Origin of the sequence: Streptomyces sp. SCSIO 30461, assembly GCF_037023745.1 — a bacterium.
GTDB lineage: Bacteria > Actinomycetota > Actinomycetes > Streptomycetales > Streptomycetaceae > Streptomyces.
In genome coordinates this window covers 1,924,920-1,950,979 of record NZ_CP146101.1, presented here as the reverse complement: position 1 = coordinate 1,950,979, position 26,060 = coordinate 1,924,920, and the positions used below count along the sequence as shown (strand labels likewise).

At 70.6% G+C, this 26,060-nt stretch carries 26 protein-coding genes; 7 read left to right on the top strand and 19 right to left on the bottom strand.

From position 1 onward, the window contains the following. Positions 1-114: 114 nt before the first annotated feature. The 3 genes from V1460_RS08875 to V1460_RS08865 form a co-directional block, all read right to left on the bottom strand. Positions 115-3,855 carry an AAA family ATPase gene (locus V1460_RS08875; protein ID WP_338673175.1) on the bottom strand — a complete coding sequence of 1,247 codons (3,741 nt, stop codon included), beginning with the start codon at positions 3,853-3,855 and terminating at the stop codon, positions 115-117. A gap of 293 nt (positions 3,856-4,148) precedes the next feature. Beyond that, the gene (locus V1460_RS08870) at positions 4,149-4,361 is read right to left on the bottom strand and encodes a hypothetical protein (protein WP_338673174.1); all 213 of its coding nucleotides are present in this window, start codon (positions 4,359-4,361) and stop codon (positions 4,149-4,151) included. Positions 4,362-4,753: 392 nt separating this feature from the next. Then, a complete protein-coding gene (locus tag V1460_RS08865; RefSeq protein ID WP_338673173.1) occupies positions 4,754-5,035 on the bottom strand; it encodes an acylphosphatase in 282 nt (93 codons plus the stop codon). 124 nt (positions 5,036-5,159) lie between these two features. On the opposite strand from V1460_RS08865, the gene V1460_RS08860 reads away from it, so the two are divergent. Both V1460_RS08860 and V1460_RS08855 read left to right on the top strand, forming a co-directional pair. After that, on the top strand, positions 5,160-6,128 hold the full coding sequence (locus V1460_RS08860; RefSeq protein ID WP_338673172.1) for a CAP domain-containing protein: 969 nt from the start codon (positions 5,160-5,162) through the stop codon (positions 6,126-6,128). A gap of 109 nt (positions 6,129-6,237) precedes the next feature. Then, positions 6,238-6,636 carry a helix-turn-helix domain-containing protein gene (locus tag V1460_RS08855; protein WP_338673171.1) on the top strand — a complete coding sequence of 133 codons (399 nt, stop codon included), beginning with the start codon at positions 6,238-6,240 and terminating at the stop codon, positions 6,634-6,636. On the opposite strand, the gene mutM is transcribed toward V1460_RS08855, so the two are convergent. The 10 genes from mutM to V1460_RS08805 form a co-directional block, all read right to left on the bottom strand. Then, complete coding sequence (gene mutM, locus V1460_RS08850) at positions 6,609-7,469, bottom strand: bifunctional DNA-formamidopyrimidine glycosylase/DNA-(apurinic or apyrimidinic site) lyase (protein ID WP_338673170.1); 861 nt, start codon at positions 7,467-7,469, stop codon at positions 6,609-6,611. The two genes, V1460_RS08855 and mutM, sit on opposite strands and share 28 nt — an antisense overlap. Positions 7,470-7,651: 182 nt before the next feature. Next, the gene (rnc, locus tag V1460_RS08845; RefSeq protein WP_338673169.1) at positions 7,652-8,482 is read right to left on the bottom strand and encodes a ribonuclease III; all 831 of its coding nucleotides are present in this window, start codon (positions 8,480-8,482) and stop codon (positions 7,652-7,654) included. Between the two features lie 19 nt (positions 8,483-8,501). Further along, positions 8,502-8,675, bottom strand: a complete 174-nt coding sequence (gene rpmF / locus V1460_RS08840) for a 50S ribosomal protein L32 (protein WP_026165248.1) — start codon at positions 8,673-8,675, stop codon at positions 8,502-8,504. A 2-nt stretch (positions 8,676-8,677) separates the two neighbouring features. After that, the gene (locus tag V1460_RS08835) at positions 8,678-9,331 is read right to left on the bottom strand and encodes a DUF177 domain-containing protein (RefSeq protein ID WP_338677977.1); all 654 of its coding nucleotides are present in this window, start codon (positions 9,329-9,331) and stop codon (positions 8,678-8,680) included. A gap of 155 nt (positions 9,332-9,486) precedes the next feature. Then, positions 9,487-10,602 carry an ATP synthase F0 subunit B gene (locus V1460_RS08830; RefSeq protein WP_338673168.1) on the bottom strand — a complete coding sequence of 372 codons (1,116 nt, stop codon included), beginning with the start codon at positions 10,600-10,602 and terminating at the stop codon, positions 9,487-9,489. A gap of 131 nt (positions 10,603-10,733) precedes the next feature. Further along, positions 10,734-11,243, bottom strand: a complete 510-nt coding sequence (gene coaD, locus V1460_RS08825; protein ID WP_338673167.1) for a pantetheine-phosphate adenylyltransferase — start codon at positions 11,241-11,243, stop codon at positions 10,734-10,736. Then, entirely contained in the window at positions 11,240-11,824 is a 585-nt protein-coding gene (gene rsmD, locus V1460_RS08820) for a 16S rRNA (guanine(966)-N(2))-methyltransferase RsmD (protein WP_338673166.1), read from the bottom strand. The genes coaD and rsmD overlap by 4 nt, the downstream gene beginning before the upstream one ends. Before the next feature lie 95 nt (positions 11,825-11,919). Continuing rightward, positions 11,920-14,142, bottom strand: a complete 2,223-nt coding sequence (gene recG, locus V1460_RS08815; protein ID WP_338673165.1) for an ATP-dependent DNA helicase RecG — start codon at positions 14,140-14,142, stop codon at positions 11,920-11,922. A gap of 120 nt (positions 14,143-14,262) precedes the next feature. Next, positions 14,263-15,222, bottom strand: coding sequence for a threonine/serine dehydratase (locus tag V1460_RS08810; RefSeq protein WP_338677976.1), 960 nt, complete (start codon positions 15,220-15,222; stop codon positions 14,263-14,265). Between the two features lie 544 nt (positions 15,223-15,766). Then, positions 15,767-17,398, bottom strand: coding sequence for a DAK2 domain-containing protein (locus V1460_RS08805; protein ID WP_338677975.1), 1,632 nt, complete (start codon positions 17,396-17,398; stop codon positions 15,767-15,769). A 285-nt stretch (positions 17,399-17,683) separates the two neighbouring features. Here V1460_RS08805 and rpmB point away from each other — a divergent pair, with 285 nt between their 5' ends. After that, positions 17,684-17,869: a 50S ribosomal protein L28 gene (gene rpmB, locus V1460_RS08800; RefSeq protein ID WP_003957616.1), complete on the top strand. Its 186-nt coding sequence runs from the start codon at positions 17,684-17,686 to the stop codon at positions 17,867-17,869. A gap of 117 nt (positions 17,870-17,986) precedes the next feature. Here rpmB and thiD read toward each other — a convergent pair whose 3' ends face one another. Continuing rightward, on the bottom strand, positions 17,987-18,793 hold the full coding sequence (gene thiD, locus V1460_RS08795) for a bifunctional hydroxymethylpyrimidine kinase/phosphomethylpyrimidine kinase (RefSeq protein ID WP_338673164.1): 807 nt from the start codon (positions 18,791-18,793) through the stop codon (positions 17,987-17,989). Continuing rightward, the gene (locus tag V1460_RS08790; RefSeq protein WP_338673163.1) at positions 18,790-19,752 is read right to left on the bottom strand and encodes a thiamine-phosphate kinase; all 963 of its coding nucleotides are present in this window, start codon (positions 19,750-19,752) and stop codon (positions 18,790-18,792) included. Before V1460_RS08790 ends, thiD begins: the two co-directional genes overlap by 4 nt. A 213-nt stretch (positions 19,753-19,965) precedes the next feature. On the opposite strand from V1460_RS08790, the gene V1460_RS08785 reads away from it, so the two are divergent. Next, the gene (locus V1460_RS08785; protein WP_338673162.1) at positions 19,966-20,199 is read left to right on the top strand and encodes an Lrp/AsnC ligand binding domain-containing protein; all 234 of its coding nucleotides are present in this window, start codon (positions 19,966-19,968) and stop codon (positions 20,197-20,199) included. A gap of 23 nt (positions 20,200-20,222) precedes the next feature. Further along, a complete protein-coding gene (locus V1460_RS08780) occupies positions 20,223-20,708 on the top strand; it encodes a DUF3515 domain-containing protein (RefSeq protein WP_407077598.1) in 486 nt (161 codons plus the stop codon). A 49-nt stretch (positions 20,709-20,757) separates the two neighbouring features. Here the strand turns inward: V1460_RS08780 and V1460_RS08775 are convergent, their stop codons facing one another. From V1460_RS08775 to V1460_RS08765, 3 genes are all read right to left on the bottom strand, one after another. Beyond that, positions 20,758-21,930 (bottom strand): D-alanine--D-alanine ligase family protein, encoded by a 1,173-nt coding sequence (locus V1460_RS08775; protein ID WP_338673160.1) that lies wholly within the window; start codon positions 21,928-21,930, stop codon positions 20,758-20,760. A 330-nt stretch (positions 21,931-22,260) separates the two neighbouring features. Then, entirely contained in the window at positions 22,261-23,298 is a 1,038-nt protein-coding gene (locus V1460_RS08770) for an NAD(P)H-dependent glycerol-3-phosphate dehydrogenase (protein WP_338673159.1), read from the bottom strand. Continuing rightward, positions 23,295-24,047: a lysophospholipid acyltransferase family protein gene (locus tag V1460_RS08765; RefSeq protein WP_338673158.1), complete on the bottom strand. Its 753-nt coding sequence runs from the start codon at positions 24,045-24,047 to the stop codon at positions 23,295-23,297. Before V1460_RS08765 ends, V1460_RS08770 begins: the two co-directional genes overlap by 4 nt. Positions 24,048-24,276: 229 nt before the next feature. Between V1460_RS08765 and cofC the strand changes: the two genes are divergently transcribed. After that, a complete protein-coding gene (cofC, locus tag V1460_RS08760; protein WP_338673157.1) occupies positions 24,277-24,960 on the top strand; it encodes a 2-phospho-L-lactate guanylyltransferase in 684 nt (227 codons plus the stop codon). Positions 24,961-24,969: 9 nt separating this feature from the next. Then, positions 24,970-25,173, top strand: a complete 204-nt coding sequence (locus V1460_RS08755) for a hypothetical protein (protein ID WP_338673156.1) — start codon at positions 24,970-24,972, stop codon at positions 25,171-25,173. Between the two features lie 202 nt (positions 25,174-25,375). Here the strand turns inward: V1460_RS08755 and V1460_RS08750 are convergent, their stop codons facing one another. Then, the gene (locus V1460_RS08750; RefSeq protein ID WP_338673153.1) at positions 25,376-25,972 is read right to left on the bottom strand and encodes an HU family DNA-binding protein; all 597 of its coding nucleotides are present in this window, start codon (positions 25,970-25,972) and stop codon (positions 25,376-25,378) included. Positions 25,973-26,060: the final 88 nt, after the last annotated feature.

Below are 26,060 nucleotides of genomic sequence, written 5' to 3'. Positions count from 1 at the left end.
ATTGAGTGAAGCGTGGGAGACCGCGAACGGATCCGAAAATGACAAAAGCAGCAAAAGCCACATAAAAGGACGCGCGAGGTGTGCGGGTGGTGTCCCGCGCCCCCCACGCACCACTCAGCGAAGGCGCTGGCTGATGACCTTGGAGACTCCGTCACCCTGCATGGAGACGCCGTAGAGCGCGTCGGCGACCTCCATCGTGCGCTTCTGGTGGGTGATCACGATCAGCTGGGAGCTCTCCTGGAGCTCCTGCATGATGCGGATGAGCCGCTGGAGATTGGTATCGTCCAGCGCCGCCTCGACCTCGTCCATCACGTAGAACGGGCTCGGTCTGGCCTTGAAGATGGACACCAGCATCGCCACCGCGGTCAGCGAACGCTCTCCGCCGGAGAGCAGCGAGAGGCGCTTGACCTTCTTGCCCGGCGGGCGTGCCTCCACATCGACGCCGGTGGTCAGCATGTCGTCCGGGTCGGTCAGCACAAGGCGCCCCTCACCGCCCGGGAAGAGCCGCGAGAACACACCTTCGAATTCACGCGCGGTGTCCCGGTACGCCTCCGTGAACACCTGCTCGACACGCTCATCGACCTCCTTGACGACCTGGAGCAGATCGGCCCGGGTCTTCTTCAGGTCTTCGAGCTGCTCGGACAGGAACTTGTGCCGCTCCTCCAGCGCCGCGAACTCCTCAAGGGCGAGCGGATTCACCTTTCCGAGCTGCTGATACGCCCGTTCGGCTGACTTGAGCCGCTTCTCCTGTTCCGCGCGTACGAACGGCCTCGGCTGATTGCGCGGATGCTCCGGGTCATCAGGCAGTTCCTCGCCCTCGGCGGGCGGCGACGCGGGCACGAACTGGTCAGGTCCGTACTCCGCGACAAGCCCGCCGGGCTCGACCCCGAGCTCTTCCAGGGCCTTCGCCTCCAGTTGCTCGATACGCAGCCGCTTCTCGGCGCCGAGCACCTCACCCCGGTGCACGGAGTCGGTGAGCTTGTCGAGCTCGCCCTTCAGCTCCCTGCCTTCGCCACGAGCGGCCGTCAGCTCCTGCTCGCGGGCGGACTTGGCGGCCTCGGCCGCCGCCCGCTCCCGCTCGGCCCGCACGACGGAGACCTCGACATGCGCGAGCAGCTGACGAGCACCACGCGAGACGGCCTCGGCGACGGCCGCCTCATGGCGGAGCCGCGCGCGCCGCTGCTCGGCGCGAGCCCGCGCCTCGCGTTCGGCGCGGGCGCCGCGGTCGAGGGCTTCGGCGCGGCCCGCGAGCCCCTTCACCCGCTCCTCGTGCGTACGGACCTGGAGGCGGGCTTCCATCTCGGTCTGCCTGGCGTTGGCGCCGTCGGCCGCCAGCCGGTCCCGTACGGAGGTGTCGGGCTCCTCGTCGACCGGAGCCTCCTCGGCCACCGCCAGTCGTTCGGCCAGCTCCTCCGCCTCGTAGAGCGCCTTCTCCAACGCCTCCTCGGCGCGGGACGCCGCGGCGGCCGTGCGCTCGGCCTCGCCGGCAGCACCCCGGGCCTGACCGGCGAGCCGCCCGAGCTGCTGGGCGACCCCCGACTTCTCCTTGTCGGCCGCGCGCCGCCGCTCCCCCAGTTCCTCGACCCGCCGGACGCATTCCCCGCGCCGACCGGACGCGTCCCGTTGCCGCCCGCCCAGCTCCTCGCACAGCACGGCGAGTTCCTCGAGCTCGGCCGCGGCTTCGTCCACGGCTGCCTGGACTTCGAGCAGACTCGGAGCCCCCGCCGAGCCGCCGTACGCGAAGTGCGCCCCCAGCACATCGCCTTCGACTGTCACCGCGATCAGTCCTGGGCGGTCCGTGAGCAGGTCCTCCGCCTCGTCCAGCGTCCCTACGACGACCATGTCCCGTACGAGGCGCTCGACCGCGGGCAGCAGCTCGGCAGGCCCGCGAACCAGATCGGCCACCCGAGGGGCGGAGCCTGCCGACTGAGCGGGAATCAGCCTTTCGGTATCGGGTTCTCCGCCCACCGAGGTACGGGGCGCCACCAAGCGCTGCGCGTCGGCCTGCGTCCCGGTGGCCCGTGCCTCCCACCGCTGCCCCATGACCGCCGTCGGCAACGACCCGCTTCCGGGCGAGCCACCCGACTCCGCCGCCCCGCGCGCCGCGGCGATCTCCACCACCGCGGACCCCTGCGCCGGAACCGAGAGCAGCAGGGCCGCCCGACCCGCGTCCTGTTTGCGCAGCAGCCGAATAGCCTCGGCGGCGGTGGCGGGGTCCCGTACCGCGATCGCGTCGGCTGCCACGCCGAGCGCAGCCGCGACGGCTACCTCGTAGCCCGGTGTGACCGTGAGAAGTTCCGCGGCGGGGCCGAGCAGCCCGGTGAGACTGTCACCGGCCGAAAGCAGGGCGCCCGTGCCGTCCTTGCGGCGCAGACCCTGAGCGAGTGCCTCATGGCGAGCGGCCAGGGCAGCCCGCCGGCGCTCGGCCGCCGTGGCGGCCTCGCGGGCCGCCGACAAGGCGGCCTCCGCCGCCGCCAGTTCCTGCTTGGCCTCGTCGTGGGCGCCGGCCAAGGCCGAATCGTCCGCCTCCAGGCCGTCGACCTCGGCCCGGAGCTGCTCGTACTCCTCCTGGGCGGCGGTCGCCCGCTCCCGCGCCTCGTCGCGGGCCGCGGCCAGCCGGTCGATCTCCGCCTGCGCCGACGCCGCGCGCGAACGGGCCGCGTTGACCTGTCCGTTCGATCGTGCGAGGCCTTCGCGCCGGTCGGCGATCGCCCGCGCGACATCCTTCAGCCTGCGGTCCTCGACCGCGAGTTCACGCTCCAGTTCGGCGCGGTGTGCCACGGTGTCCTCAAGCGCGCGCTCGGCCGCCTCCAGTGCGGCCTCCAGCTCCTCCTCCTGGGCTCGGATCCGGGCGGCCTCGCGCTCCATGTCCTCGGGGTCGCGTCCACGCCGCTCGTCCGCGGGCACGGAGGTCGCGCTCTTCACCCGGGCGTCGGACAGTGACACGGTGCCCCGCACCCGCTCCGCCAGCTGCGAGAGCTCGTACCAGGTCTGCTGGGCGCGCTGGAGACGCGGCGCCAGCCGCCGCACCTCGTCCTCAAGAGCAGCCTCACGGGTCTGGGCGGCTCTCAGCTCCCGCTCCGCGGTCTCTTTGCGCTGCTTGAGCGCGGCCTCGTCCGCGACCTCCGATTTCAGCGCCTCACGCATCCGTACGAGATCGTCGGCGAGCAGCCGCAGCCGAGCGTCACGCAGATCGGCCTGGATGACCGCGGCCCGCCGTGCCACCGCCGCCTGCCGTCCGAGCGGCTTGAGTTGGCGCCGCAGTTCATCCGTCAGATCCTGGACGCGTGCGAGGTTGGCCCGCATCGCGTCGAGCTTCCGCAGTGCCTTCTCTTTGCGCTTGCGGTGCTTGAGTACACCGGCGGCTTCCTCGATGAACGCACGCCGCCCCATCGGGTCGGCGTGCAGCACGGAGTCGAGCCGGCCCTGCCCGACGATGACATGCATCTCGCGTCCGATACCGGAGTCCGAGAGCAGTTCCTGGATATCGAGCAGCCGACACGTGTCCCCGTTGATCTGGTACTCGCTGCCGCCATTGCGGAACATGATCCGAGTAATGGTGACCTCGGCGTATTCGATCGGCAGCGCTCCGTCGGAGTTGTCGATCGTCAGGGAGACCTCGGCGCGGCCGAGCGGCGGGCGCCCGGTCGTCCCGGCGAAGATGACATCTTCCATCTTGCCGCCGCGCAGCGATTTGGCACCCTGCTCACCCATGACCCAGGAGAGTGCGTCCACCACGTTCGACTTGCCTGAGCCGTTCGGGCCCACGACGCAGGTGATGCCCGGCTCAAAACGCAGTGTCGTGGCGGACGCAAAGGATTTGAACCCGCGCAGGGTCAGGGCCTTGAGGTGCACGCCCGGGGACTCTACCTTTCGGTCGCGGTTTCACCTATGAAGGTGCAGGGCAGATCAGACGGTAAAGCGGGGTGAACGCGGACCGGCAAGGATCTGACGACGGGGAGACGCAGGGCGCCGCGGGAAGCGGCGCGTGCGGCGAGTGCCTACGGGCATGCAGGAGTCCGGCAGCGATGTAGGGCCACGGGAATACACGGCTACGGGGAGGCAAAAAGAAGGGACGCCGAAGCGTCCCTTGCAATACCTACCAGCGAGAGTTTCTCACCTGATCTCGATCTCGACGGGGGCTGTCATCAGGTGAGCGCCGGCTCGCCCTTGGGTACGTTGACGTCGATGCCTTCAAGCAGCGTCTCGCCACGTGCGGCGGCAGCACTCAGCACGTCGTTCTCGGACTGGATCCGTACGAGCTCGGACTCCAGATCCTGGACGCGCTGCTGAAGCCGTCGCATCTCGGCGAGAAGTCGCGGGTCGGAACCGCCGACGTAACCGAGAAGCGCCTTTGCCATGATGGATGGTCCTCCACACTGAGTGACCGACCGATGCGGTGTGGGTCGTGAGGGATTTTCGCACCCGCGATGCTTGGCAGCGCTTGTCATGACTGCGGTTCGTACCGCCAAACAACTAAGGTGCGCGGGGCTTCCAGCGTCTCACCAAAAAGTTTGACGGTCAACACGATCACACCCCGTATCGATGGACATCCCGGGGGCAGGTGGGCGCGGGCTTCGCGACCAAGGCTCTCCAGCGGGGCCTGGGGTGAGGAGATCATCCTTAGGGCGGCAGCCTGGCACGTGAAGGCCATCCTTGGCAACCACCAGGTCGTCTTCATCGAACACATGCACTGTCAGCGCCGATATGAACGCACGGTGCAGCCGTACGCCCGCCACGCTTCACCCCCTCCTCAGCGAATCGCGAACCCGTCGTATCCACCTCGGGGAGCACCCCAGATCTCGGTGACGCCGTCGACGTTCCCGGGCGTGTCGGACGAGCGGAGCCACTCCAGGAGGCGGTGGCAATTCTCACGCGGCCCTTCCGCCACGACCTGCACACGCCCGTCGTCGAGGTTGAGCGCGAAGCCCTTGAGGCAGCCGATCTCCAGCGCGTTTTCCCTGGTGAACCACCGAAAGCCGACACGTTGCACGCGGCCGCGCACCCAGACCGTGATGCGCGCATGTTCATTCATGCCCCGCAAGCTAGCCGGTCGATGGTGCGTGCATCACATCGCCGACGTCCGTATTGGCGTACATTGCCACGCATTGACCTCACTCGTACGGGTGAAATCACTCGCCAACAGAAAGGGCGACCGGATGGGACGCCACCGCCGGAAGAACCGGGCCGCGGTGCCCGTGCGCACCGGGCTGCTCGCAGCCGTCGCCGCTGTGGCGGTGGCCACCGTGGCTGCGGCCACCGGCGTAGTGCCGGGAGGCAAGGAGTTCCTGCTGGGCGAGAACAGCTCCAGCAGCCGGGAACTCCAGGTCCGGGAATCCGGGACCGCCAAGACCGGTGACACGGCCGGGGAGACCGGCATGTCTTCGACCCGCGGCAAGTCGTCGGCGACACCAGCCCCGACCAGGTCGCAGCAGCCGCACCCGAAGGCGTCCGCGCCGGAGGCGAAGCCCACGGCTCCGGCGAAGAGCGCCGCCGCACCATCGGGTTCCCGGACCGTCCCGCCGGAGAAGCCGAAGGCAACAGCGGAGGCGGAGCAGGAGCAGCGGCGCGAGGGGAGGGCCCCGCAGCAGCAGACCCCGCGGGCTGCCGGACCGCACAAGACCGTCACAAAGCCGACCGGCCCCGAGCGCACCCTCGCCCCCGAGCCCTCGCGCTCGCCCGAATCCCCTTCACCGACCGCCACGGCATCGGCATCGGCATCGACCGATGCCTCTTCGGCGGCGACGAGCGAAGCCGCGACCGAGGCCGAGGTGCTCACGCTCGTCAACCAGGAACGCGCCCGAGTGGGATGCAGCCCGCTGCGCGCCGACGGATCACTCGCCGCGCTCGCCGACCGGTTCAGCGAGGACATGGCGGCACGCGGCTTCTTCGGCCATGTCGACCCGGACGGTGACGACCCGTGGAAGCGGGCCGCCGAGATGGGCGTCGGCAACCTGGGGGCGGAGAACATAGCCCGCGGCCCCGGCGACGCCGAAACGGTGGTGCGCCACTGGATGAACGACGGCGTCCAGCGTGCGAACCTGCTGAACTGCGCCTACCAGACCATGGGAGTCGGCGTGTCCTTCGCGGACGGCGGCCCCTTGTGGACGCAGGAACTCGGCCTCTGAGCCTGCCGGGTCCGACCGAGCTGCCGGTCCGACGCCGCTGTGCTCACCGTAGGCGCTGTCCTGCGGTGAGCACCTGCTGCGCGGGAAGCGCGGGCGTAGGGTGAGTGCTGTGGCTGACGACCTTGAAGACCTCCCCGAAGACCTCGCATTCGATGTGTTCAGCCGGGGGTGCCCCTCCCGTGGCGCGCTGGAGCATGTGACCGGCCGATGGGGCAGTCTGACGCTGGGCGCTCTCCACGAGTCGGGCTGCCGGTTCAACGAGCTGCGTCGCAGGGTCGACGGCGTCAGCGAGAAGATGCTCTCCCAGACCCTTCAGGCGCTGGAGCGGGACGGCCTGGTGCACCGCGAGGCGCAGCCGACCAATCCGCCGCGGGTCGACTACGAGCTCACCCCGCTCGGCCGACAGGTCGCCGAGCAGCTCGTCGGCCTGATCGAACTGGTGGAGAGCCGGATGCCCGAGGTGCTCACCGCGCGCGAGTACTACGACGAGACGCGCGGCGGGCGCTGACAGCGCGGGCAGAAGTAGCTGGAGCGATTCATCCAAGGACGCCGACGCATGGGAGTCCCGCAACGCCGGCAGGGTTCGCCCGCGCGGCCGTAGGCGTCGAGGGATCGGTCGAAGTAGCCGGACTCGCCGTTCACATTGACGTAGAGGCTGTCGAAGCTGGTACCGCCGACGGCGAGGGCAGCGTTCATGACGTCCCGAATGTGCCCGAGGAGTTCGAGTGAGCGGGCACGGTTCAGGCTCATCGTCGGACGGTCGTAGTGGAGTCTGGCGCGCCACAGGGCTTCGTCGGCGTAGATGTTGCCGACCCCGCTGATCAGTGACTGGTCGAGCAGCGCCCGCTTGATGGTGGTACGTCTGCGGCGCAGGGCGGTGACGAAGGCAAAGTCGTCGAACTCCCGATCGAGCGGGTCCCGGGCGATGTGAGCGATGACATCCGGGAGCCCTTCAGGGCTGGTGTCATGCAGCGAAAGACCGCCGAAGGTTCGCTGGTCGACGAAGCGGAGCTCGGTGCCGAGGGCGTCGTCGAAGCGGATGCGGATCCGCAGATGCTTCTCGTCGGCCACCGCCTCGGGCTGAACCAGCAGCTGCCCGCTCATCCCGAGATGCCCGAGCATCGCCGCGCCGCTGCCCTCAAGCGGCAGCCAGAGGTACTTCCCGCGCCGTCGTACGACACCGATCCGATGTCCCTTGAGTCGGGCCGCGAAGTCCCCGGCCCCGCCGAAGTGGCGTCGAACGGCCCGGGGGTGGAGCACCTCGGTCTCGGACACGACCCGCCCTGAGACCCAGGCCTCCAGCCCACGCCTGACCACTTCGACCTCGGGCAATTCGGGCACGGGGCGCTCCTCCTTGGGAGGTCTGGGGGCTATGACGCCCGCAGCGTACCTCCGGCGGGGTACGGCGGGTCTCCCGGGCTCCCGCCATGGGAGCCTGGAGCGGCTGCGGGGGTACGAGATCCGGATGGAAATCCGAAGGCCTCTGCTGCACCGGGGTGCAGCAGAGGCCTTCGGGCCGCAGATCAGGCCGTGGCCTGCCGGGAAGGAGTGCCGACCCCTTCGGAGGCGGGTTCATCGGATTCAGCGGTGGCGGACTGCTCGGCAGCCGCCTTCTCCGCGGCGGCCCGCTCGTCAGCCGCGGCGCGGATCGCCCGCCAGGCGGACTCGGCCGCCTGCTGCTCCGCTTCCTTCTTGCTACGGCCGGTGCCGGTGCCGTACGAGACACCACCGACGCGGGCAGCAGCAGTGAACGTCTTCTCGTGGTCCGGACCGGTCTCGGTGACCAGGTACTCGGGCACGCCGAGGCCCTCGGCCGCGGTGAGCTCCTGGAGACTGGTCTTCCAGTCCAGACCGGCACCGAGGTTGGAGGACTTCTCGATCAGCGGGTCGAAGAGCCGATGCACCAGCTCGGACGCCGCGTCGAGCCCCTGATCGAGGTAGACCGCGCCGATCACGGCTTCAAGCGTGTCGGCAAGGATGGACGCCTTGTCCCGGCCGCCCGTGCCCTCTTCGCCCCGGCCTAGCCGGATGAAGGAACCCAGGTCCAGGCCACGCCCGACCTCCGCCAACGCGCGCGAGTTGACCACCGCGGCCCGCAGCTTGGCCAGCTGGCCTTCGGGCAGATCCGGGTGGGTGCGGTAGAGCGTGTCCGTGACCACCAGTCCGAGCACCGAGTCCCCGAGGAACTCAAGCCGCTCGTTGGTGGGCAGACCGCCGTTCTCGTACGCGTACGAACGGTGGGTCAGCGCACGCACCAGAAGGGCGGACTCGAGTGGATACCCGAGCCGCCCTTCCAGAAGCGTGTGGGGCGAGGCTGCGCTTGCGTTGTCTGCCTGCTTACCGGCGTCAGACATGGAGCCTCTCACCAGCCGCTCAGACCTCGAGGACCTGGCGCTTGTTGTAGGTGCCGCAGCTCGGGCACGCGATGTGCTGCTGCTTCGGCTCCTGGCAACGCTCGCACGAAACCAGGGTGGGGACCGCAGCCTTCCACTGCGACCGGCGGTGGCGCGTGTTGCTGCGCGACATCTTCCGCTTCGGAACAGCCACGGCTACTTCTCCTGCTTCTCGGCGGCGCGAGGTGATCGAGGCGCGTCGCCGCTCATCTTGTCCTTCTCACCGGTTCCCAGTGAATCGGCGAGTCCCTGCAAAGCCGCCCAACGGATGTCGACGGCGTCGTGTTGGTGCTCCGGTTCGTCATTGAGGCTGACCCCGCACTGGGGGCACAGTCCCGCACAGTCCTCCCGGCACACCGGCTGCATCGGCAGTGCGAGCACCACCGCATCACGCAGCACGGGCTCGAGGTCGAACAGGCCGTCCTCGAGGAAGAGAGTGCCCTCGTCCTCGGCGTCGTCGCCCGGTTCCGCAGCGCGGCTGCGACCCCGGTCGTCGGCGTCAGGGTACGAGAACATCTCCTGGAAGTCCGCCGCCACCTCTTGGCGCAGCGACTCCAGACACCTTACGCACTCCCCCTCGGCCGTGGCACGGGCGGTGCCCGTGACGAGCACACCCTCCATGACGGATTCGAGGCGGAGCTCAAGCTCCACCGGAGCGCCCGCAGGCACCCCGATCACCTCTTCGATACCGAAGACCGGCGTACCGGGCGCGTCGACCGTGCGGGTCAGCCGCTGGAGCGCACCAGGACGGCGTCCCAGCTCGTGTGTGTCGAACACGAGAGGGTTGCGATGGTCGAGGCGGGCGTTCAGGGCGCTTCCTGCTTTCGAGTCGTGCGACGGGATCGAGAGGAGTCACGGTTTCCGCGCAGCACCGAGCTGCACGCACGCGCGACCGAAGAGCCAGGATACTGGACCGTTCGCCGTTGGCCCAATCGGGTCCCGCGGTCACGCCGGTCCCCGGCGGATCAGCGGCCCTGCTCGTAGCGGCGCAGCTGCTCCATGTCGATCATGCTCGTGTCGAAGAAGCTCGTCTCGTCCAGCTGCTGCGTCGCGGGCGGCTGCTGCGGCTGCTGGTACTGCTGCGGCTGCTGCTGGTACTGCTCGTAGCCGTACTGCTGCTGGGCATAGCCCTGGTCGTACTGCTGCGTGTAGCCCTGCTGGGCGCCGTAGGCGCCGGTGGCGTACGGATCCTGCTGGTAGGCGTACGGCTCCTGGGGCTGACCGCCGTAACCGGCGTCCGCGGGATACGGTCCGGCCTGTGCCTGTGCCGGGATGTGGACGGGCTGTTCCGGCTGCACCTGCGGATACGGCTGCTGGCGCTGCGACTGCTGCGGCTCGGGGTCGGCCAGTTCCGCGAGCCCCGCGAGGTAGTCGGCGTCACTGGTCGTCGTCTGCTGCGTGCCCGCCGCGTCCTGGGCGGCCACATGGGCTCCGAGCTCGTCGGTGGCGATGCGGCCGTGCAGCTTCTGCCGACCGCGTCCGACCGCCTCCAGGGTCTTGCTGAGCACCGCCTCGAAGGCGCCGAGCTTGGCATCGACGTACTCGTCGGCCCGCCCGATCAGGGTCTGCGGATCCGCGCTGTACTCGGGCGCGTCGTCGTCGCCCGGGTCGCCGTAACCCTGGTCACCGAGCGCCGGGGCGCGGCCCAGCAGTTTCTCGCGCCCGCGGTCGACGGATCCGATGGTCTTGTTGAGCACGACCTCGAAGTTGGCGAGCTTGGAGTCGACGTACTCGTCGGCCTCCGCGCGGATCTCCGCGGCTTCACGGCGGGCATCGGCGAGGATGCGGTCGGCCTCCTCCTGCGACTGCAGGGCGATCTGGGTGCCGGAGACCATGGAGCCGCGCTCGGAATGCGCGGCCTCGATGATCCGCGCGGCCTCCTGGCGGGCATCGGCGACCATCTGCTCGCGGTCGCCGATCAGCTCCTGGGCCCGGGCGAGCGAGCCGGGCAGAGCCTCACGCACCTCTTCGAGCATGGCGAGCAGCTCGGCGCGGTTGACCACGCACGAGGCCGACATGGGCATGGACCGGGCGTTCCCGACCGCCTCGACGATCTCATCGAGCTTCTTCTGCACGTCCACCGTGTGCTCGCCACTCTCTACACAGTCGCAACAGCCGATTGCCGGTTCGGAGAGCCGGACGGGACGACTGTACGGGCAGTCGGCCCGGGTCCGACACCTGGTGACGTTCAGTCAGGACCCGGGGCCCTGCGTCACTTCCGCGGAAGGCGCTCGGTCAGCGAGGCCAGCACCACCGGGGGCACCAGGTGGGACACATCGCCGCCCCAAGCCGCGACCTCCTTGACCAGGGAGGACGACAGGAAGCTGTAGGTCGGGCTGGTGGGGACGAACAGCGTCTCGACGCCTGAGAGTCCGTTGTTCATCTGGGCCATCTGGAGCTCGTAGTCGAAGTCGCTGACAGCGCGCAGGCCCTTGACGATGGCGGGGATGTCCCGCTCCTTGCAGTAGTCGACGAGCAGGCCGTGGTACGCCTCCACCTCGACGTTCCCGTACTCGGCTGTGACCTCGCGGATCAGCTCGATCCGCTCGTCCACGGTGAACAGGCCCTTCTTGGCCTGGTTGATCATCACCACGACGTGTACGACGTCGTACAGCTTGGAGGCGCGGGCGATGATGTCGAGATGTCCATTGGTGATGGGGTCGAACGACCCCGGACAGACGGCGCGGCGCAACTGAAGTCCCTCGCTCTCCGGTCCGGTCATGGTGCGTCTTCGCACGTAGCGGCGGCGCGACCGTACCAAAGCGTTCCTTCGCCGTAGCGACGGGCCCTCAACGGTTCGATGCCGTCCGGCCAGTCGAACTCGCCGCCCCTGGTGCTGCGCTCCACGGTGACGACGGCGTCGTCCGCGAGCCAGCCCCCGGCGCGGAGTGTGAGGAGGATCTCTCGAAGATCGTCATCGGTCACGGCGTACGGGGGGTCGAGGAACACGATGTCGTACGCGTCACCCGGCACCGGTCCCTGGACGATCTGCTCCGCCCGGCCGCTGCGCACCTCGGCGCCCGGCAGGGCGAGCGCGCGCACGTTCTCCCTGACCGTGCGGACGGCGCGGTTGTCGGCCTCCACGAGCAGGGCGTGGGACGCGCCCCGGGACAGGGCTTCGAGCCCGACGGCACCCGAGCCGGCGTAGAGATCGGCGACCCGCAGACCGCGCAGGGTGCCGAACAGCGACTCCCAGGTGGAGAAAAGGCCCTCGCGCGCCCGGTCGGAAGTCGGGCGGGTGCCGTTGCCCGGCGGCACGGCCAGGCGGCGTCCACCGGCCGCACCGGCGATCACGCGGGTCATCTGGGTCCTTCTCAGCGCTTGTCTCGGTCCGGTCAGCCCCCACGATATGGGCTCCGCCGCGTGCCCGGGTCCGTGGCCCGCCGCCTAGTGCCGCGTCAGCCCTTGTCCAGGTACTGCTCGCGGTCCGCGTCGAGCAGTGCGTCGAGCGCGGTACGCAACTCCGGGAACCGCTCCAGGTCAGGATCGGCCGCGACCACCGCCACGGCCTCCTCCCGGGCGGCGGCGATCACCTCCTCGTCCTCGATGACGGCGAGCACCCGCAGCGACGATCGGGCGCCGGACTGCGCCTGACCCAGCACATCGCCTTCGCGGCGCTGCTCGAGATCGATACGGGACAGTTCGAAGCCGTCCAGCGTGGCCGCCACCGCGCCGAGCCTGGCACGTGCCGGGCTCGCTTCCGGCATCTCGGTGACCAGCAGGCAGAGGCCTGGAGCCGAGCCGCGACCGACCCGGCCGCGCAACTGGTGCAGTTGCGAGACACCGAAGCGGTCCGCGTCCATGATCACCATGGCGGTCGCGTTGGGTACGTTCACCCCGACCTCGATGACGGTCGTGGCCACCAGCACGTCCAGCTCGCCGGCGGCGAAGCGGCGCATGACGCCGTCCTTGTCGTCGGGCGCCATGCGACCGTGCAGCACCTCCACGCGCAGTCCGCTCAGCGGGCCGCCGGCCAGCTGCTCCGCCATGTCCAGCACGGCGAGCGGGGGACGCTTCTCGGCCTCGTCATCCGCGGGCTTCCGCCGGGCCTCCGCGGACTGGGGCTGGGACTCGTCGACGGCATCCCCGATCCGCGGGCAGACCACATAGGCCTGGTGGCCGCCCTCGACCTCCTCGCGCACCCGCTCCCAGGCCCGCGCCAGGAAGTGGGGTTTGTCGGCGGCCGGGACCACATGCGACGCGATGGGCGAGCGCCCGGCGGGCAACTGGTCGAGCACGGAGGTCTCCAGATCCCCGAAGACCGTCATGGCGACCGTGCGGGGAATCGGGGTGGCGGTCATGACCAGCAAATGGGGCGGCTGCTTCCCCTTGCCGCGCAGTGCGTCCCGCTGCTCCACGCCGAAGCGGTGCTGCTCGTCCACGACGACCAGTCCAAGATCGTGGAACTGGACCTTGTCCTCGATCAGCGCGTGCGTGCCGATGACGATCCCGGCCTCTCCGGTCGCCAGGTCGAGCAGGGCGTGCCTGCGGGCGGCTGCGCCCATGGAACCGGTGAGCAGCACCACCTTGGTGGCGTGCTCGGCACCGCCGAGCATGCCACCTTCGGCGAGGTCGCCCATCATCTCCGCGATCGAACGGTGGTGCTGCTGCGCGAGGACTTCGGTGGGGGCGAGCATCGCCGCCTGACCGCCCGCGTCCACGACGGCGAGCATCGCGCGCAGCGCGACCATCGTCTTGCCGGAGCCCACTTCTCCCTGGAGCAGCCGGTGCATGGGGTGTTCGGTGGCCAGATCGCCGAAGATCTCGGCGGAGACCTTCCGCTGGCCGTCGGTGAGAGTGAACGGCAGCCGGGCGTCGAAGGCGCTCAGCAGCCCGTCGGGGGTGGGCCTGCGGGCCACGGCGGGAAGCTGGGCGTCCGCGTGGCGCCGCCGAGCGAGGGCGACCTGGAGCACGAAGGCCTCGTCCCACTTCAGCCGCGCCCTGGCCTCCTCCACATCCGCCTTGCCAGCGGGCCGGTGGATCTTGAGCAGGGCCTCGGGAAGTGACACGAAGCCGCGCCCCTCACGCAGCGCGGGCGGTAGCGGATCGAGCGCCTCGTGTACCCGGGGCAGCACCGCGTCCACGGCCTTGGCGATCTTCCAGGACTCCAGGCCCTTGCACGCGGGATAGATCGGGATGAGCTTCCCGGCGAACGCGCTGACCGCCCCTTCACCGCTGTCCGTGCCGTCGGATGGCAGCCGCTCGTAGCTGGGGTGGGCGAGCTGGAGCTTGCGGTTGAACATGGACACCTTGCCGGCGAACATCGCGCGGCTGCCCGGTGGGAGGTCCTTGTGGGGCTTGTGGACGCCCCGTCCGAAGAACACCAGCTGCAGCCGCCCGCTGCCGTCGGTGATGGTGATCTCCAGGCGCTGCCCCCGGCCGCCGTTGAACGTGTGCACGCGTGCGTCCGCGACCTGGGCGACGACCGTGACGTGCTCGTCCAGCGGAAGCTCTGCGAGGCGGGTGAGCTGCCCGCGTTCCTCGTAGCGCCGGGGATAGTGGTGCAGAAGATCGCCCACGGTGCGCAGGCCGAGGCTCTCCGCCATGACCTTGGCCGTCGCGGGGCCGAGGCTGGTCTTCAGGGGTTCATCCAGTGCGAGCAGTGCGGACACGCGGTCCATTGCACACCACGGCACCGACAGCCGTCGCCCGACGGCGCCTCACGGCCCTGGATGAGCCCCCGCGCGTGCCCGTGCCGGTGGGCCCCGCGAACGGCATGGCGGACTGCTCGGTCCGGGCGTTCAGCGGAGCCCGAAGCCTTCGGCCCAGGTGCCCACGTCGGCTGTGGTCGCGTTGCCTCCGCAGACGACCAGACCGAGCCTGGCGTTCCCCCCGACGCGCTCCAGGACGCGGCGTGCGGCCGGCAGCAGGCATCCGGCGGCCGGTTCGGCCCAGACCTTCGCGTGATCGGCCAGATCCAGGGTGCCCCGCACGGCCTCGGCGTCGCTGACCGTGAGCACGTCGGTGACCAGGGCCGCCACATGCTCGTAGGTGAGCTGTGAGGCGCTGGGGGCGCTCAGTGTGGACACGACCGAGGACAACGCGACCGGCACCGGTCCGCCGGCGGCCAGGGCCGCCGACATGGCGTCGGCGCCCTCGGTCTCCACGCCCCAGATCCGCACTCCGGGGCGGTACGCGCGCAGCGCGGTGGCGACACCCGAGACGAGCCCCCCGCCACCGATGCTGACGAGTACATCGGTCAGCTCCCCGGCATCCTGCGCGAACTCCAGACCGACCGTGCCCTGGGCGGCGAGCACGAGGGGGTCGTCGAAGGGATGGACCATGGTGAGTCCGGTGGCCCTGAGCTCGTCCACGAGGGCGAACGCCTCGGCCATGGAGTCGGCGACCTGCACGCTCGCGCCGGCGGCCTCGGCGGTGGCGACCGCGTGGGCGGGCGCTGAGCTCGGCATCACCACGGTCGCCTTGATGTCCAGTGCGCCGGCCATGACCGCCAGTGCGATGCCGTGGTTCCCACCGCTGACCGCCACGACTCCGGCGGCACGCTCCGCCTGGTCGAGCGTGAGCAGTTTGGCAGTCGCGCCTCGGGCCTTGAACGAGCCGGTGCGCTGGAGCAGTTCCAGTTTCGCGGTGGTCGGCGCGCCCAGCAGCGCGGACAGGCCGTGACTCGGCACCGTCGGTGTCCGTACGACATACCCGGCGATCCGCTCGGCCGCGGCTTCCACGTCCGCGACAGTGATCAGCACACCCGTCTCCCTCACACGACACGATTCGCACAGCACGGCCTTCGCGGCCGCCATCGCAGTACGGTGCCGTGCCCGCGCGGGGTTGTCGAGGGAGCGGCCCCAGGGCGAAGGGCCAAGGGCTGTCCCGTGATCCGCGGTGGATCAGAGCGCGGCGTCAGGTGTATGGGGTCTCCCCCGGCCCCTGGGGCCGAGGCGTATGGGGTCTCCCCCGGCCCCTGGGGCCGAGGTGTATGGGGTCTCCCCCGGCCCCTGGGGCCGAGGGGTATGGGGTCTCCCCCGGCCCCTGGGGCCGAGGTGTATGGGGTCTCCCCCGGCCCCTGGGGCCGAGGTGTATGGGGTCTCCCCCGGCCCCTGGGGCCGAGGTGTATGGGGTCTCCCCCGGCCCCTGGGGCCGAGGGGACGCAACGCAAGGCGGAGGGTCGCCCTCATACCGGGTATATTCGGGCGATTCGACGGCGCAGCGTGGGGGCACCTCCCGGCGAAGACAGGGGGAGTGCCGTAGCTGTCGTCGCGCGCCCGCCGGGGACTAACGGGACAGCCCTTACTCCACTCCGATCATCAGGGGCGCGCCCGCCCCGTCGTGGACCACCGTGTCGACTGCCAGGTGCCCTCTGCGGACATGGCTCTCCAGGCGGTCCGCCAAGCCGGGTGGCGCCTCGTCCGGGACGACGAGGGTGACGAGTTCACCGCCGGCGGAGAGCATGCGGTCGAGCACCGTCTCCGCCGTCGACGCGAGATCCTTGCCGATGACCGCCACATCGCCGTCGATCAGGCCCAGTACGTCCCCGGCCTGGCAGACACCCGCGGAGGTGAAGGACTGCCGCTCGGCCACGGCCAGTTCGCCGTAGCGGGTGGCACCGGCCGCCGATGTCATCGCGACGACGTCCTCGTCGAAGCGGCGGTCGGGCTCGTGGACCGCGAGGGCCGCGATGCCCTGGACCGGCGAGCGGGTGGGGATGAGGGCGACCCGGACGCCTTCGGTACGGGCCTGTTCCGCGGCCGCCGCCGCGGTGTGGCGCAGCTCGGGGGCGTTCGGCAGCAGTACGACCTCGCGCGCGTGCGCCCTGCGGATGGCGGCGACGAGCTCGCCACTGGCCGGGAGCTCACCGGGCCGTGCCAGCACCGTGGTCGCACCGGCCGTCTCGCAGAGCACCGCGAGCCCTTCGCCGGGTACCACGGCCACGACGGCGCGCTGGACCGGTTCGCGTGACTCGGCGGGTGGGGCGGTGTCGAAGTGGGTGATCCGGATCCGGTAGGGGCGGCCGGCCTCGACACCCGCCTCCACGGCCGCGCCGGCGTCGTCCACATGCACATGGACGTTCCACAGTCCGTCACCGCCCACGACGACGAGTGAGTCCCCGAGGCCGTCGAGGCGCTCCTTGAGGCGGACCACCGCCGGGTCGTCCGCCTCCAGGAGGTAGATCACCTCGAAGGCGGGTCCGCCCTGGGCGCACGGTTCCCGCGGCTCCCTCTGTGACTCCTCCTGCGACTGCGCGGCCGGCTCCGCCGGGTGGGCCCGTGGCACCGGCCGCCGCCGTACCGGGGCCTCCCCCGTCACGGCTTCCAGCAGTGCTCCCAGCACCGCGAGCAGTCCTTGGCCGCCGGCGTCAACGACACCGGCCCGCCCCAGTACGTCGAGTTGCCCGGGGGTCTCGTCCAGCGCCGTGCGCGCGCCCGCGTAGGCGGCCAGCAGCGCGGCAGCGTCGTCGTCGTCGGGCACCGCGGCGCTCCCCGCCGCTGTCGCCACGCTCAGGATCGTGCCCTCCACGGGGTGCGCGACGGCCTCGCGCGCGGAGCTCGCGGCCCGGCGCAGCGCTGCGGCCACCCCGCCGTCCTGCTCCACCAGCACCTCTGCCATGCCCCGCAGCAGCTGGGCCAGGATGGTCCCGGAGTTCCCGCGCGCCCCGATCAGCGCCCCGTGGGCCATGGCCCGTACGGCGTCCTCGAGATCGGGCTCCACGGCGACCGACGGCTCGTACGCGGCGAAGACCGCTTCCACCGACCGGGCCGCGGACTCGACGGTGAGATACAGGTTGGTGCCGGTGTCGCCGTCCGCGACCGGGTAGACGTTGATCGCGTCGAGCTCCTCGCGCTCGCGTCCCAGCGCTTCCAGTGCCAGCGCGCACCATGCGCGCACCACCCGGGCGTCGATCGTCCGCCCGTCTCCCGCCACCGTCCTTGTGCGCGGCCCCGCGGGCTCCTCGCGAAGCCCGTCCTGTTTCGGCAACTGTCGTCCTCCTTGAGCGGCCGGCTGCACCGCAGGGTAGACCCGGGCCGGACCGGGGCCGGGCTGGGGGCGAGGGATGCCATGGTAGTTTCGTTGTACGGGAGCAGGCGTTGTATGCTGCTCCGGTTGCCCGATGAAAGTCGGGCTATTCCCCCGGCAAGCCACTTCAGACACCTGATTCCGGCACGCCGGATTTCACTGTAAGTGCATCTGAAGTCTTTGGAGTGACCCGTGGCTGCCAACTGCGACGTCTGCGGCAAGGGGCCGGGCTTCGGCAACAACATTTCGCACTCGCACCGCCGTACGTCCCGTCGCTGGAACCCGAACATCCAGCGCGTGCGTGCCGTGGTCGGTCGGACGCCGAAGCGGCTCAACGTCTGCACCTCGTGCATCAAGGCCGGCAAGGTCTCGCGCTAACCGCGACGTTTGTCGTAGCGCAGCCCGCCGGTTGCCTTGGAAAGCCGGTCCACTGATGTGGACCGGCTTTTTGCCGTGCCCGCGCGGGCTTCCAGCCGGCGGTTGCCGGGCCGGCCCTCAGCGGAAGCGCCAGCCGTGGTCGACCGGCCCGATCCCGCCGCCCAGCGGGTAGCCCGCGACGATGGCGCCGGTGACGTACTCCTTCGCCGCGTACACGGCCTCCGGCACGGCGAGCCCCTTGGCGAGCCCCGACGCCACGGCCGAGGCCAGTGTGCAGCCGGTGCCATGGGTGTGCCGGTTGTCGTGACGCGGCGAGCGCAGCCAGTGCTCGTCGGTGCCGTCGGTGAGCAGGTCCACGGCGTCCCCCGCGAGATGCCCGCCCTTGATCAGTGCCCAGCGCGGGCCGAAGCGCAACACCGCGTCCGCCGCGCGCCGCAGTTCGGACTCGTCCGCCACTCGCACACCGGTGAGCTGCTCGACCTCGTCCACGTTCGGGGTGGCCACGGTGGCGATCGGCAGCAGCTTCCCGCGCACGGATTCCAGCGCGGACTCGGCGATCAGCGGATCGCCGTGCTTGGAGACGCCGACCGGATCGACCACCACCGGCGCCTCCGCGGCGGCCAGCAGCTCCGCGACGGTCTCCACGAGTTCGGCCGACGCCAGCATGCCGGTCTTGACCGCGTCGACGCCGATGTCGTCGACGGCGCTGCGGTACTGGGCGCGCACCGCTTCGGCCGGTAGCTCCCAGGCACCCTGCACACCGAGCGAGTTCTGGGCCGTCACGGCAGTGATCACGCTCATTCCATGGACGCCGAGCGCCAGCATGGTCTTCAAGTCCGCCTGGATGCCGGCACCGCCACCGGAGTCGGATCCGGCGACGGTGAGCACCCGAGGCGGCGCCTGGGCCGGGGGCTCCGGGCTCATGCCCCCTCCCCGAAGTGGTCCCAGCCGCCCTTGTTGGTCCAGGGGGCGCCGTCCACCGTCACCTGAGGCAGCGCCGAGGGGTTGAGCACCTCGCCGATCACCTTCCAGCGGGCGGGCAGTTTCGCGTCAGGGGGGAAGGTCGCGACGATCGCGTGGTCCTCACCGCCGCTGAGCACCCATTGCAGAGGGTCGACGCCGACGGCCTGGCCGATGTCGTTCATCTGCGTGGGAATGTCGATGAGTCCGGAGCGCAGGTCGATCCGGACCTTGCTGGCCTCCGCGATATGCCCGAGGTCCGCGACCAGACCGTCGCTGACGTCGGTCATCGCGGTGGCGCCGAGTCCGGCCGCCGCGGGCCCGGCGTGGTATGGCGGCTCCGGTCGGCGGTGGGCCTCCACGAAGGCGCGGGGCGAGCGGAAGCCGCGCGAGAGGACCGCGTGCCCGGCGGCGGACCAGCCCAACCAGCCCGTGTACGCGACGACATCGCCGGGCTGGGCACCCGCCCGGGTCACCGGGTCGTGGTTGCGCAGATCGCCGAGTGCGGTGATCGCGACGGTGATGGTGTCGCCGCGTACGACGTCTCCGCCGACCACCGCCGCCCCGGCGACCTGGCACTCGTCGCGGATGCCGTCCATCAGCTCGGTGGCCCAGGTGACAGGAAGGTCGGCAGGCACGACCAGACCGAGCAGCAGTGCGGTGGGCACCGCGCCCATGGCCGCGATATCGGCCAGGTTCTGGGCTGCGGCCTTGCGGCCCACGTCGTAAGCGGTCGACCAGTCGCGCCGGAAGTGCCGTCCCTCGAGCAGGAGATCGGTGCTGGCCACCACCCTGCGATCGGGAGCGGCCACCACTGCGGCGTCATCGCCGGGCCCGAGCCGTACGGCGGGGGTGGTGGTGAGCCGGGAGGTGAGCTCCCTGATGAGCCCGAACTCCCCGAGCTCGCCCACAGTGCCCTTCATTCCTGTGCTCCTTCTGCCCCAGTGCGCTTGCGGTCGCGAGCTGTCACTGCTGTCGGTACGGTCGAGTAGGCCGAGCTGGCGGTCGACTTCTGCGCTGTCCGCGCCACGCTGCGCGCGCCTTTGGAGCGCGCGGGTCTCCCCGCGGCCCGCGGCGACGCGATACCGTGGCGTCCCTTCTCCCCACATGATCCTCGTGGCCGCCCTGGAGGTTCCGTGGTACAGGCGTACATCCTTATTCAGACCGAGGTGGGCAAGGCGTCGACCGTCGCCGAGACCATCGCCAAGATCCCGGGGGTGACCCAGGCAGAGGACGTGACGGGTCCGTATGACGTGATCGTGCGCGCCCAGGCCGATACGGTGGACGAGCTCGGTCGCATGGTGGTCGCCAAGGTCCAGCAGGTGGACGGCATCACGCGAACGCTGACCTGCCCGGTCGTGCACCTGTAGCCCCCGTCTACGCTGGGCCGGTGTTGTCCTTCCACCGACATGCCTCCCTGCCCGCCACGGCCGCGGTGCTACTGGCCGTCTCGGGCTGCGCCACGGATGCTCCCGTGGTCGCGGTGCCCTCGCCCCCTCAGCAGGAGTCGGCGCTGTGCCGCGCCCTGCACGAGGCGCTACCGGATTCCGTGGCCGGAATGGAGCGCCAGGACCCCGAGCCGCGTTCCGAGCTGACCGCCGGGTGGGGGGACGCCGCGATCGTACTGCGCTGCGGTGTCCCCCGGCCCCCGGGGATGAGTGATCCGCAGGGGCAGGCGGTCGAGGTCGACGGCGTCGGCTGGCTGGTGGAGGAGCGCGACGGCGACGGCCCCCGCCTCACCACCGCGTCCCGCAAGACCTATGTGGAGGTCACGCTGGGGAAGCAGTACGCCCATGACCTCGGGCCGCTGACGGATCTGGCGGAGCCCGTCTCCAAGACCGTCCCGGCACTCTTCGCCGACGAACACGGCGAACACTGAACGGCTGCCGTGCGAAACGGTTTTGCAGAACCGTTTCGCACGGTACGCGTCAGCGCAGTCCGGTGGAGCGCCGCAGCGCCGCCTGGATCAGTCGGTCGACGAGCTCCGGGTATCCGACCCCGCTCTCCTGCCACATCCGCGGGTACATCGAGATCGGCGTGAACCCGGGCATGGTGTTGATCTCGTTGATCACGAAATCGCCGTCCTCGGTGAGGAAGAAGTCCGCCCGGACCAGCCCCTCGCAGGACGCCGCCTCGAACGCAGCGACCGCGAGCCGCCGCACCTCGGCGGTCTGCTCATCGGTGAGCGGCGCGGGCACCAGACCGTCGGCCGAGTCGATGTATTTCGCCTCGAAGTCATAGAAGTCGTGCGCGGAGACCGGCGGGATCTCGGCGGGCACGCTGGCGCGCGGGCCGTCCTCGAACTCCAGCACCCCGCACTCGATCTCACGGCCCCGCAGCAACGCCTCGACGAGGATCTTGGGGTCGTGCCGCTGGGCCTCCTCGATCGCCTCGTCGAGTCCCGGGAGGTCGTCGACCTTGGTGATGCCGATCGAGGACCCCGCGCGGGCGGGCTTCACGAAGAGCGGCCAGCCGTGCTCGCCGGCGAAGTCGATGATCTTCTTGCGCGCGGCGGAAGGATCGTTCACCCACTCACGGGGCCTGATGACCACATAGGGGCCGACCGGCAGGCCGAAGGACATGAAGACCCGCTTCATGTACTCCTTGTCCTGGCCGACTGCCGAGGCCAGCACACCCGAACCGACATACGGGATACCGGAGAGCTCCAGCAGTCCCTGGAGAGTGCCGTCCTCACCGTAGGGACCGTGCAGCATCGGAAAGACGACGTCGACCTCACCGAGCACCTTGGGCACCGAGCCAGGCTCGCTGTAGACCACCTCGCGGTTGGCCGGGTCGACGGGCAGGACCACGCCGCCCTCGGTGGACTCGGCGAGCTCGGCGACGGACGGCAGCCTGCGGTCGGCGATGGCCATCCGCTCCGGATCGTCGGCGGTCAGCGCCCAGCGGCCGTCGCCGGTGATGCCGATGGGCAGTACGTCGTACTTGGCACGGTCGATGGCGCGCAGCACGGCGCCGGCCGTCACGACGGAGATCGCGTGCTCGGAGCTACGGCCACCGAAGACGACCGCTACACGCGGCTTGCGGGGCGCCTCGCCCTGCGCAGGGGCGAGGTCGGGGCTGTGGAACGGGTTCTCGCTCATATCGCGACGAGACTACCTTGCGCTTTCGCCGCCACGGCAGGCCCGCGCCGCACCCCCGCCTCGGGCCCCCCGCCCGGTGGCTCGGCGGCTTACGCGACGGCTTCCCGCGGGCCCGTGGCCGCTGCGTCCGGGTGCCCCGCCCGCGGCACCCCGGACGCCCCGGCCTGTCAAAAGCGCAGCCAGGCCTGCGGCTACCGCGCAAGGAGCGCGGCACACCGCGTGTTCCCGCAGTCTGGGTCACCGCACCACCGGGTGCGGGGGGCACTCGCCGGGTGCGGGGGGCACTCGCCGGGTGCGGGGGGCACTCGCCGGCCCACCCGGCGCAAGACGTCAATGGCGCTCGGGCTTCGCGCTGCGCGACATCAGTTCCTTCAGGGCGACCACCGGCGGCTTGCCCTCGTGCACGATCGACACCACCGTCTCCGTGATCGGCATGTCGACGCCGTGCCGCCTGGCCAGATCCAGCACGGACTCGCAGGACTTGACGCCCTCGGCCGTCTGTTTGGTGGCGGCGATGGTCTCCTGGAGCGTCATCCCCCGCCCGAGATTGGTGCCGAAGGTGTGGTTCCTGGACAGCGGGGACGAGCAGGTGGCGACGAGGTCGCCGAGCCCCGCGAGGCCCGAGAAGGTCATGGGGTCGGCGCCCATGACGAGGCCGAGACGGGTCGTCTCGGCGAGGCCGCGGGTGATGAGGGTGGCTTTGGAGTTGTCGCCGAGTCCCATGCCGTCCGCGATGCCGACGGCCAGGCCGATGACGTTCTTGACGGCGCCTCCCAGCTCGCAGCCGACGACGTCGGTGTTGGTGTAGGCGCGGAAGTACGGGGTCATGCAGGCGGACTGGAGCCGTTGGGCGACCGACTCGTCCTCGCAGGCCACCACGGCGGCGGCGGGCTGCCGGGCGGCGATCTCCTTCGCCAGGTTGGGCCCGGTGAGGACCGCGACCCTGCGCCGAACGGCGTCGGCGGCTCCCCCACCCGGTGCCCCGGCGACCACTTCGGTGATGACCTCGCTCATCCGCTTGGCGGTGCCGAGTTCGACGCCCTTCATCAGGGAGACGAGGACGGTGTCGGGGGCCAGCTTCGGCGCCCATTCGGTGAGGTTGGCCCGCAGGGTCTGGGAGGGAACGACGAGCACCGTGAAGTCGGCTCCGTCAGCGGCCTCGGCGGCGTCATTGGTGGCCCGTACCGCCTCGGGGAGCGGGGCTCCCGGGAGGTAGTCGGGGTTGCAGCGGGTGGCGTTGATGACATCGACCTGCTCGGCCCGGCGAGCCCAGAGGGTCACATCGCAGCCTGCGTCGGCGAGGATCACCGAGAAGGCGGTGCCCCAGGATCCGGCGCCGAAGACGGCGGCCTTGACGGGACGGGTCACTTCATCCCCTCCTCGGCGGCCCTGCGTCGCTGTTCCGTACGGGCCGACTGGTGGTCGTAGGTCCGGCCGGGCGCCGTCTCTCCGCGCACCTCCTCGAGGATCGCGGTGATCGCGGCCATGATGACCTCGGTCGCCTCACGCAGCACCTCGGGCGTGGGCTCCTGCCCGTAGAACCGGTCGAGGTCGACAGGCGGTCCCGCCTGCACGATCAGGGTCTTGCGCGGGAACAGCCGCAGCTTGTTCTCCTTGGCGTACGGCGGCATCGCCATGTTGGCGCCCCACTGCGCGACCGGGATGACCGGCGCCTTGGTGAGCAGAGCGACCCGGGCGGCACCGGTCTTGCCCGCCATGGGCCACATCTCCGGGTCGCGGGTGAGCGTTCCCTCGGGGTAGAACGCCACGCACTCGCCGCGCTGGATGGCGTCCACGGCCGCCCGGAAGGCGTCCATCGCGTTGGTCGTCTCGCGGTAGACGGGGATCTGGCCCGTGCCGCGCAGGATCGTGCCGACGAACCTGCCCTTGAAGAGGGCGGCCTTCGCCAGGAAGCGGGGCACTCGTCCGGTGTTGTACTGGTAGTGCGCGTAGGACAGCGGGTCCAGGTACGAGTTGTGGTTCACGGCGGTGATGAATCCGCCGTCGGCCGGGATGTGCTCCGTTCCCCGCCAGTCCCGCTTGAAGAGAACCACCAGCGGCGGTTTCGCGATGACCGCCGCCAGGCGGTACCAGAAGCCGATTCTGCGGCGGGACACTCGGACACCTTCCTCTATGACCTGGCGGCTGCTTGCTGCGGCCCGGCTGCCGGGGGCCAAGTGTCGCCTCGCGCCCCCGGTCTGTCGAGAACACCGTACGCCCCGCCCGGCGGCGCGGCCGTACGGGTCGCCGCACGGGAAGGTCACGATTGCCGCCGTTGACGAGGCACACGGCCGCCGCGGCACCGGCTGATCGCGGCGCCGTCGCCGGGCGGGTCACAATGAGGCCGTGCACTGGTCACTCGTCGTTCCGCTGAAGCCCCTCGCCCTGGCCAAGAGCAGGCTGGCGGAGGCCGTCGGGGCGATGCTCAGGCCCCGCCTGGCGCTGGCCTTCGCCCAGGACACGGTGGCCGCGGCCCTGGCGTGCCCCGCGGTGGCGGATGTGGCGGTCGTCACGGACGATCCGTTGGCGGCTGCCGAGCTGTCCGCCATCGGCGCCAGGATCGTGCCCGACACCCCGGCGGCTGGGCTCAACGCCGCGTTGGCGCACGGCGCCGATGTGGTGCGCGCCGGCCGGCCGGGCGCTCCGGTTGCCGCGCTCAACGCCGATCTGCCGGCGCTGCGAGCAGCGGAATTGGCACTGGTGCTCGCGGCGGGCGCACAATTTCCGCGGGCTTTCCTCCCGGACTCGGCGGGAATTGGCACGACTTTTCTCGCGGCCGGTGCGGGCTGGGAATTGCGTCCGGCATTCGGCGGTCCTTCCCGAAACCGGCATTTGCGGTCCGGGGCGGTGGAAATTGCGCCGGCCGGCACCGACTCGGTGCGCCGGGACGTCGACACAGCCGATGACCTGCTGGCCGCGCTGACCCTCGGGGTGGGCCCCCGCACCACGGCGCACTGCGCCGGGCTGCCGCTGCTGCGGGGGCATCTCGCGGGCGACGGCCGGGCGGTCGGTCAGGGCGGGTCCGGATAGGCTCTGGGCATGCAGGCGACCGCGTACACGTATGACTCAGAGACCCGGAGCGGCAGTGTGCTGCTCGATGACGGGACTCCGGTGGACTTCGACACCGCGGCGTTCGACGCCGGCGGGCTGCGGTTGCTGCGGCCCGGGCAGCGGGTGCGTATCGAGACCGAGAGGCAGGGCGATGCCCTGCGGATCACCTTGGTGACACTTCAGACGCTGTGAGCGAGCCCCGCCTTCGGGCGGGTGGGCCTCTGCGGGACAGCCGGAACAGCACGTTCGACGCCTTCTACGCGTTCCACGAAGGCAGCGGGAGCAGTCAGCACGGTCGGGACGCGGTCGGGACACCGCTCCGGCATGCCGCGGGCCGGGCTCCCGCCGAGGGAGTCCGGCCCGTCGCGTGAGTGGCCCTCGTGTGCCGCGCCGCTTACTTCTTGCGGGCAGCGGTTTTCTTGGCGGTGGTCTTGCGCGCTGTGGCCTTCTTGGCCGGGGCGGTCTTCTTGGCCGTGGCCTTCTTCGCGGTGGTCTTCTTCGCCGCGGTCTTCTTCACCGCGGCGGTCTTCGCGGTGGTGGTCTTCTTCGCCGCGGTCTTCTTCGCCGCGGCGGTGGTCTTCTTCGCCGCGGTCTTCTTCACCGCGGCCTTCTTGGCGGTCGCCTTCTTCGCGGCGGCCTTCTTGGCGGCGGTGCCGACCTGGAGGCTGCCCTTGGGCGCCTTCTTGACGGCGACTTCGCCACCCCTGGGGAGCTTCTTCGTCCCGCTGACCAGGTCCTTGAAGCCCTGGCCCGCGCGGAATCGCGGCACCGAGGTCTTCTTGACCCGCACGCGCTCACCCGTCTGAGGGTTGCGGGCGTAGCGGGCGGGGCGGTCGACCTTCTCGAACGAACCGAAGCCGGTGACCGAGACCCGGTCCCCTCCGACAACCGCGCGGACGATCGCGTCGAGGACCGCGTCGACCGCGTCGGCGGCCTGCTGACGGCCGCCCATCTTGTCGGCAATCGCTTCTACGAGCTGCGCCTTGTTCACTTCTTCCCCTTCGGAGACATAGCCGGAACGAAAGTGTTCAAGCTTTTTCGCACGTTAGGCAGATATATACCGCAAATCAAACACGAAA

What these genes read in the sequence shown, in the direction of transcription:
- V1460_RS08870 (WP_338673174.1), bottom strand. Translation starts at nt 4,361, where the DNA reads ATGGCAAAGGCGCTTCTCGGTTACGTCGGCGGTTCCGACCCGCGACTT.
- V1460_RS08865 (WP_338673173.1), bottom strand. Translation starts at nt 5,035, where the DNA reads ATGAATGAACATGCGCGCATCACGGTCTGGGTGCGCGGCCGCGTGCAA.
- V1460_RS08860 (WP_338673172.1), top strand. Translation starts at nt 5,160, where the DNA reads ATGGGACGCCACCGCCGGAAGAACCGGGCCGCGGTGCCCGTGCGCACC.
- rnc (WP_338673169.1), bottom strand. Translation starts at nt 8,482, where the DNA reads ATGTCTGACGCCGGTAAGCAGGCAGACAACGCAAGCGCAGCCTCGCCC.
- coaD (WP_338673167.1), bottom strand. Translation starts at nt 11,243, where the DNA reads ATGACCGGACCGGAGAGCGAGGGACTTCAGTTGCGCCGCGCCGTCTGT.
- rsmD (WP_338673166.1), bottom strand. Translation starts at nt 11,824, where the DNA reads ATGACCCGCGTGATCGCCGGTGCGGCCGGTGGACGCCGCCTGGCCGTG.
- recG (WP_338673165.1), bottom strand. Translation starts at nt 14,142, where the DNA reads ATGGACCGCGTGTCCGCACTGCTCGCACTGGATGAACCCCTGAAGACC.
- thiD (WP_338673164.1), bottom strand. Translation starts at nt 18,793, where the DNA reads ATGAGCCCGGAGCCCCCGGCCCAGGCGCCGCCTCGGGTGCTCACCGTC.
- V1460_RS08790 (WP_338673163.1), bottom strand. Translation starts at nt 19,752, where the DNA reads ATGAAGGGCACTGTGGGCGAGCTCGGGGAGTTCGGGCTCATCAGGGAG.
- V1460_RS08775 (WP_338673160.1), bottom strand. Translation starts at nt 21,930, where the DNA reads ATGAGCGAGAACCCGTTCCACAGCCCCGACCTCGCCCCTGCGCAGGGC.
- V1460_RS08755 (WP_338673156.1), top strand. Translation starts at nt 24,970, where the DNA reads ATGCAGGCGACCGCGTACACGTATGACTCAGAGACCCGGAGCGGCAGT.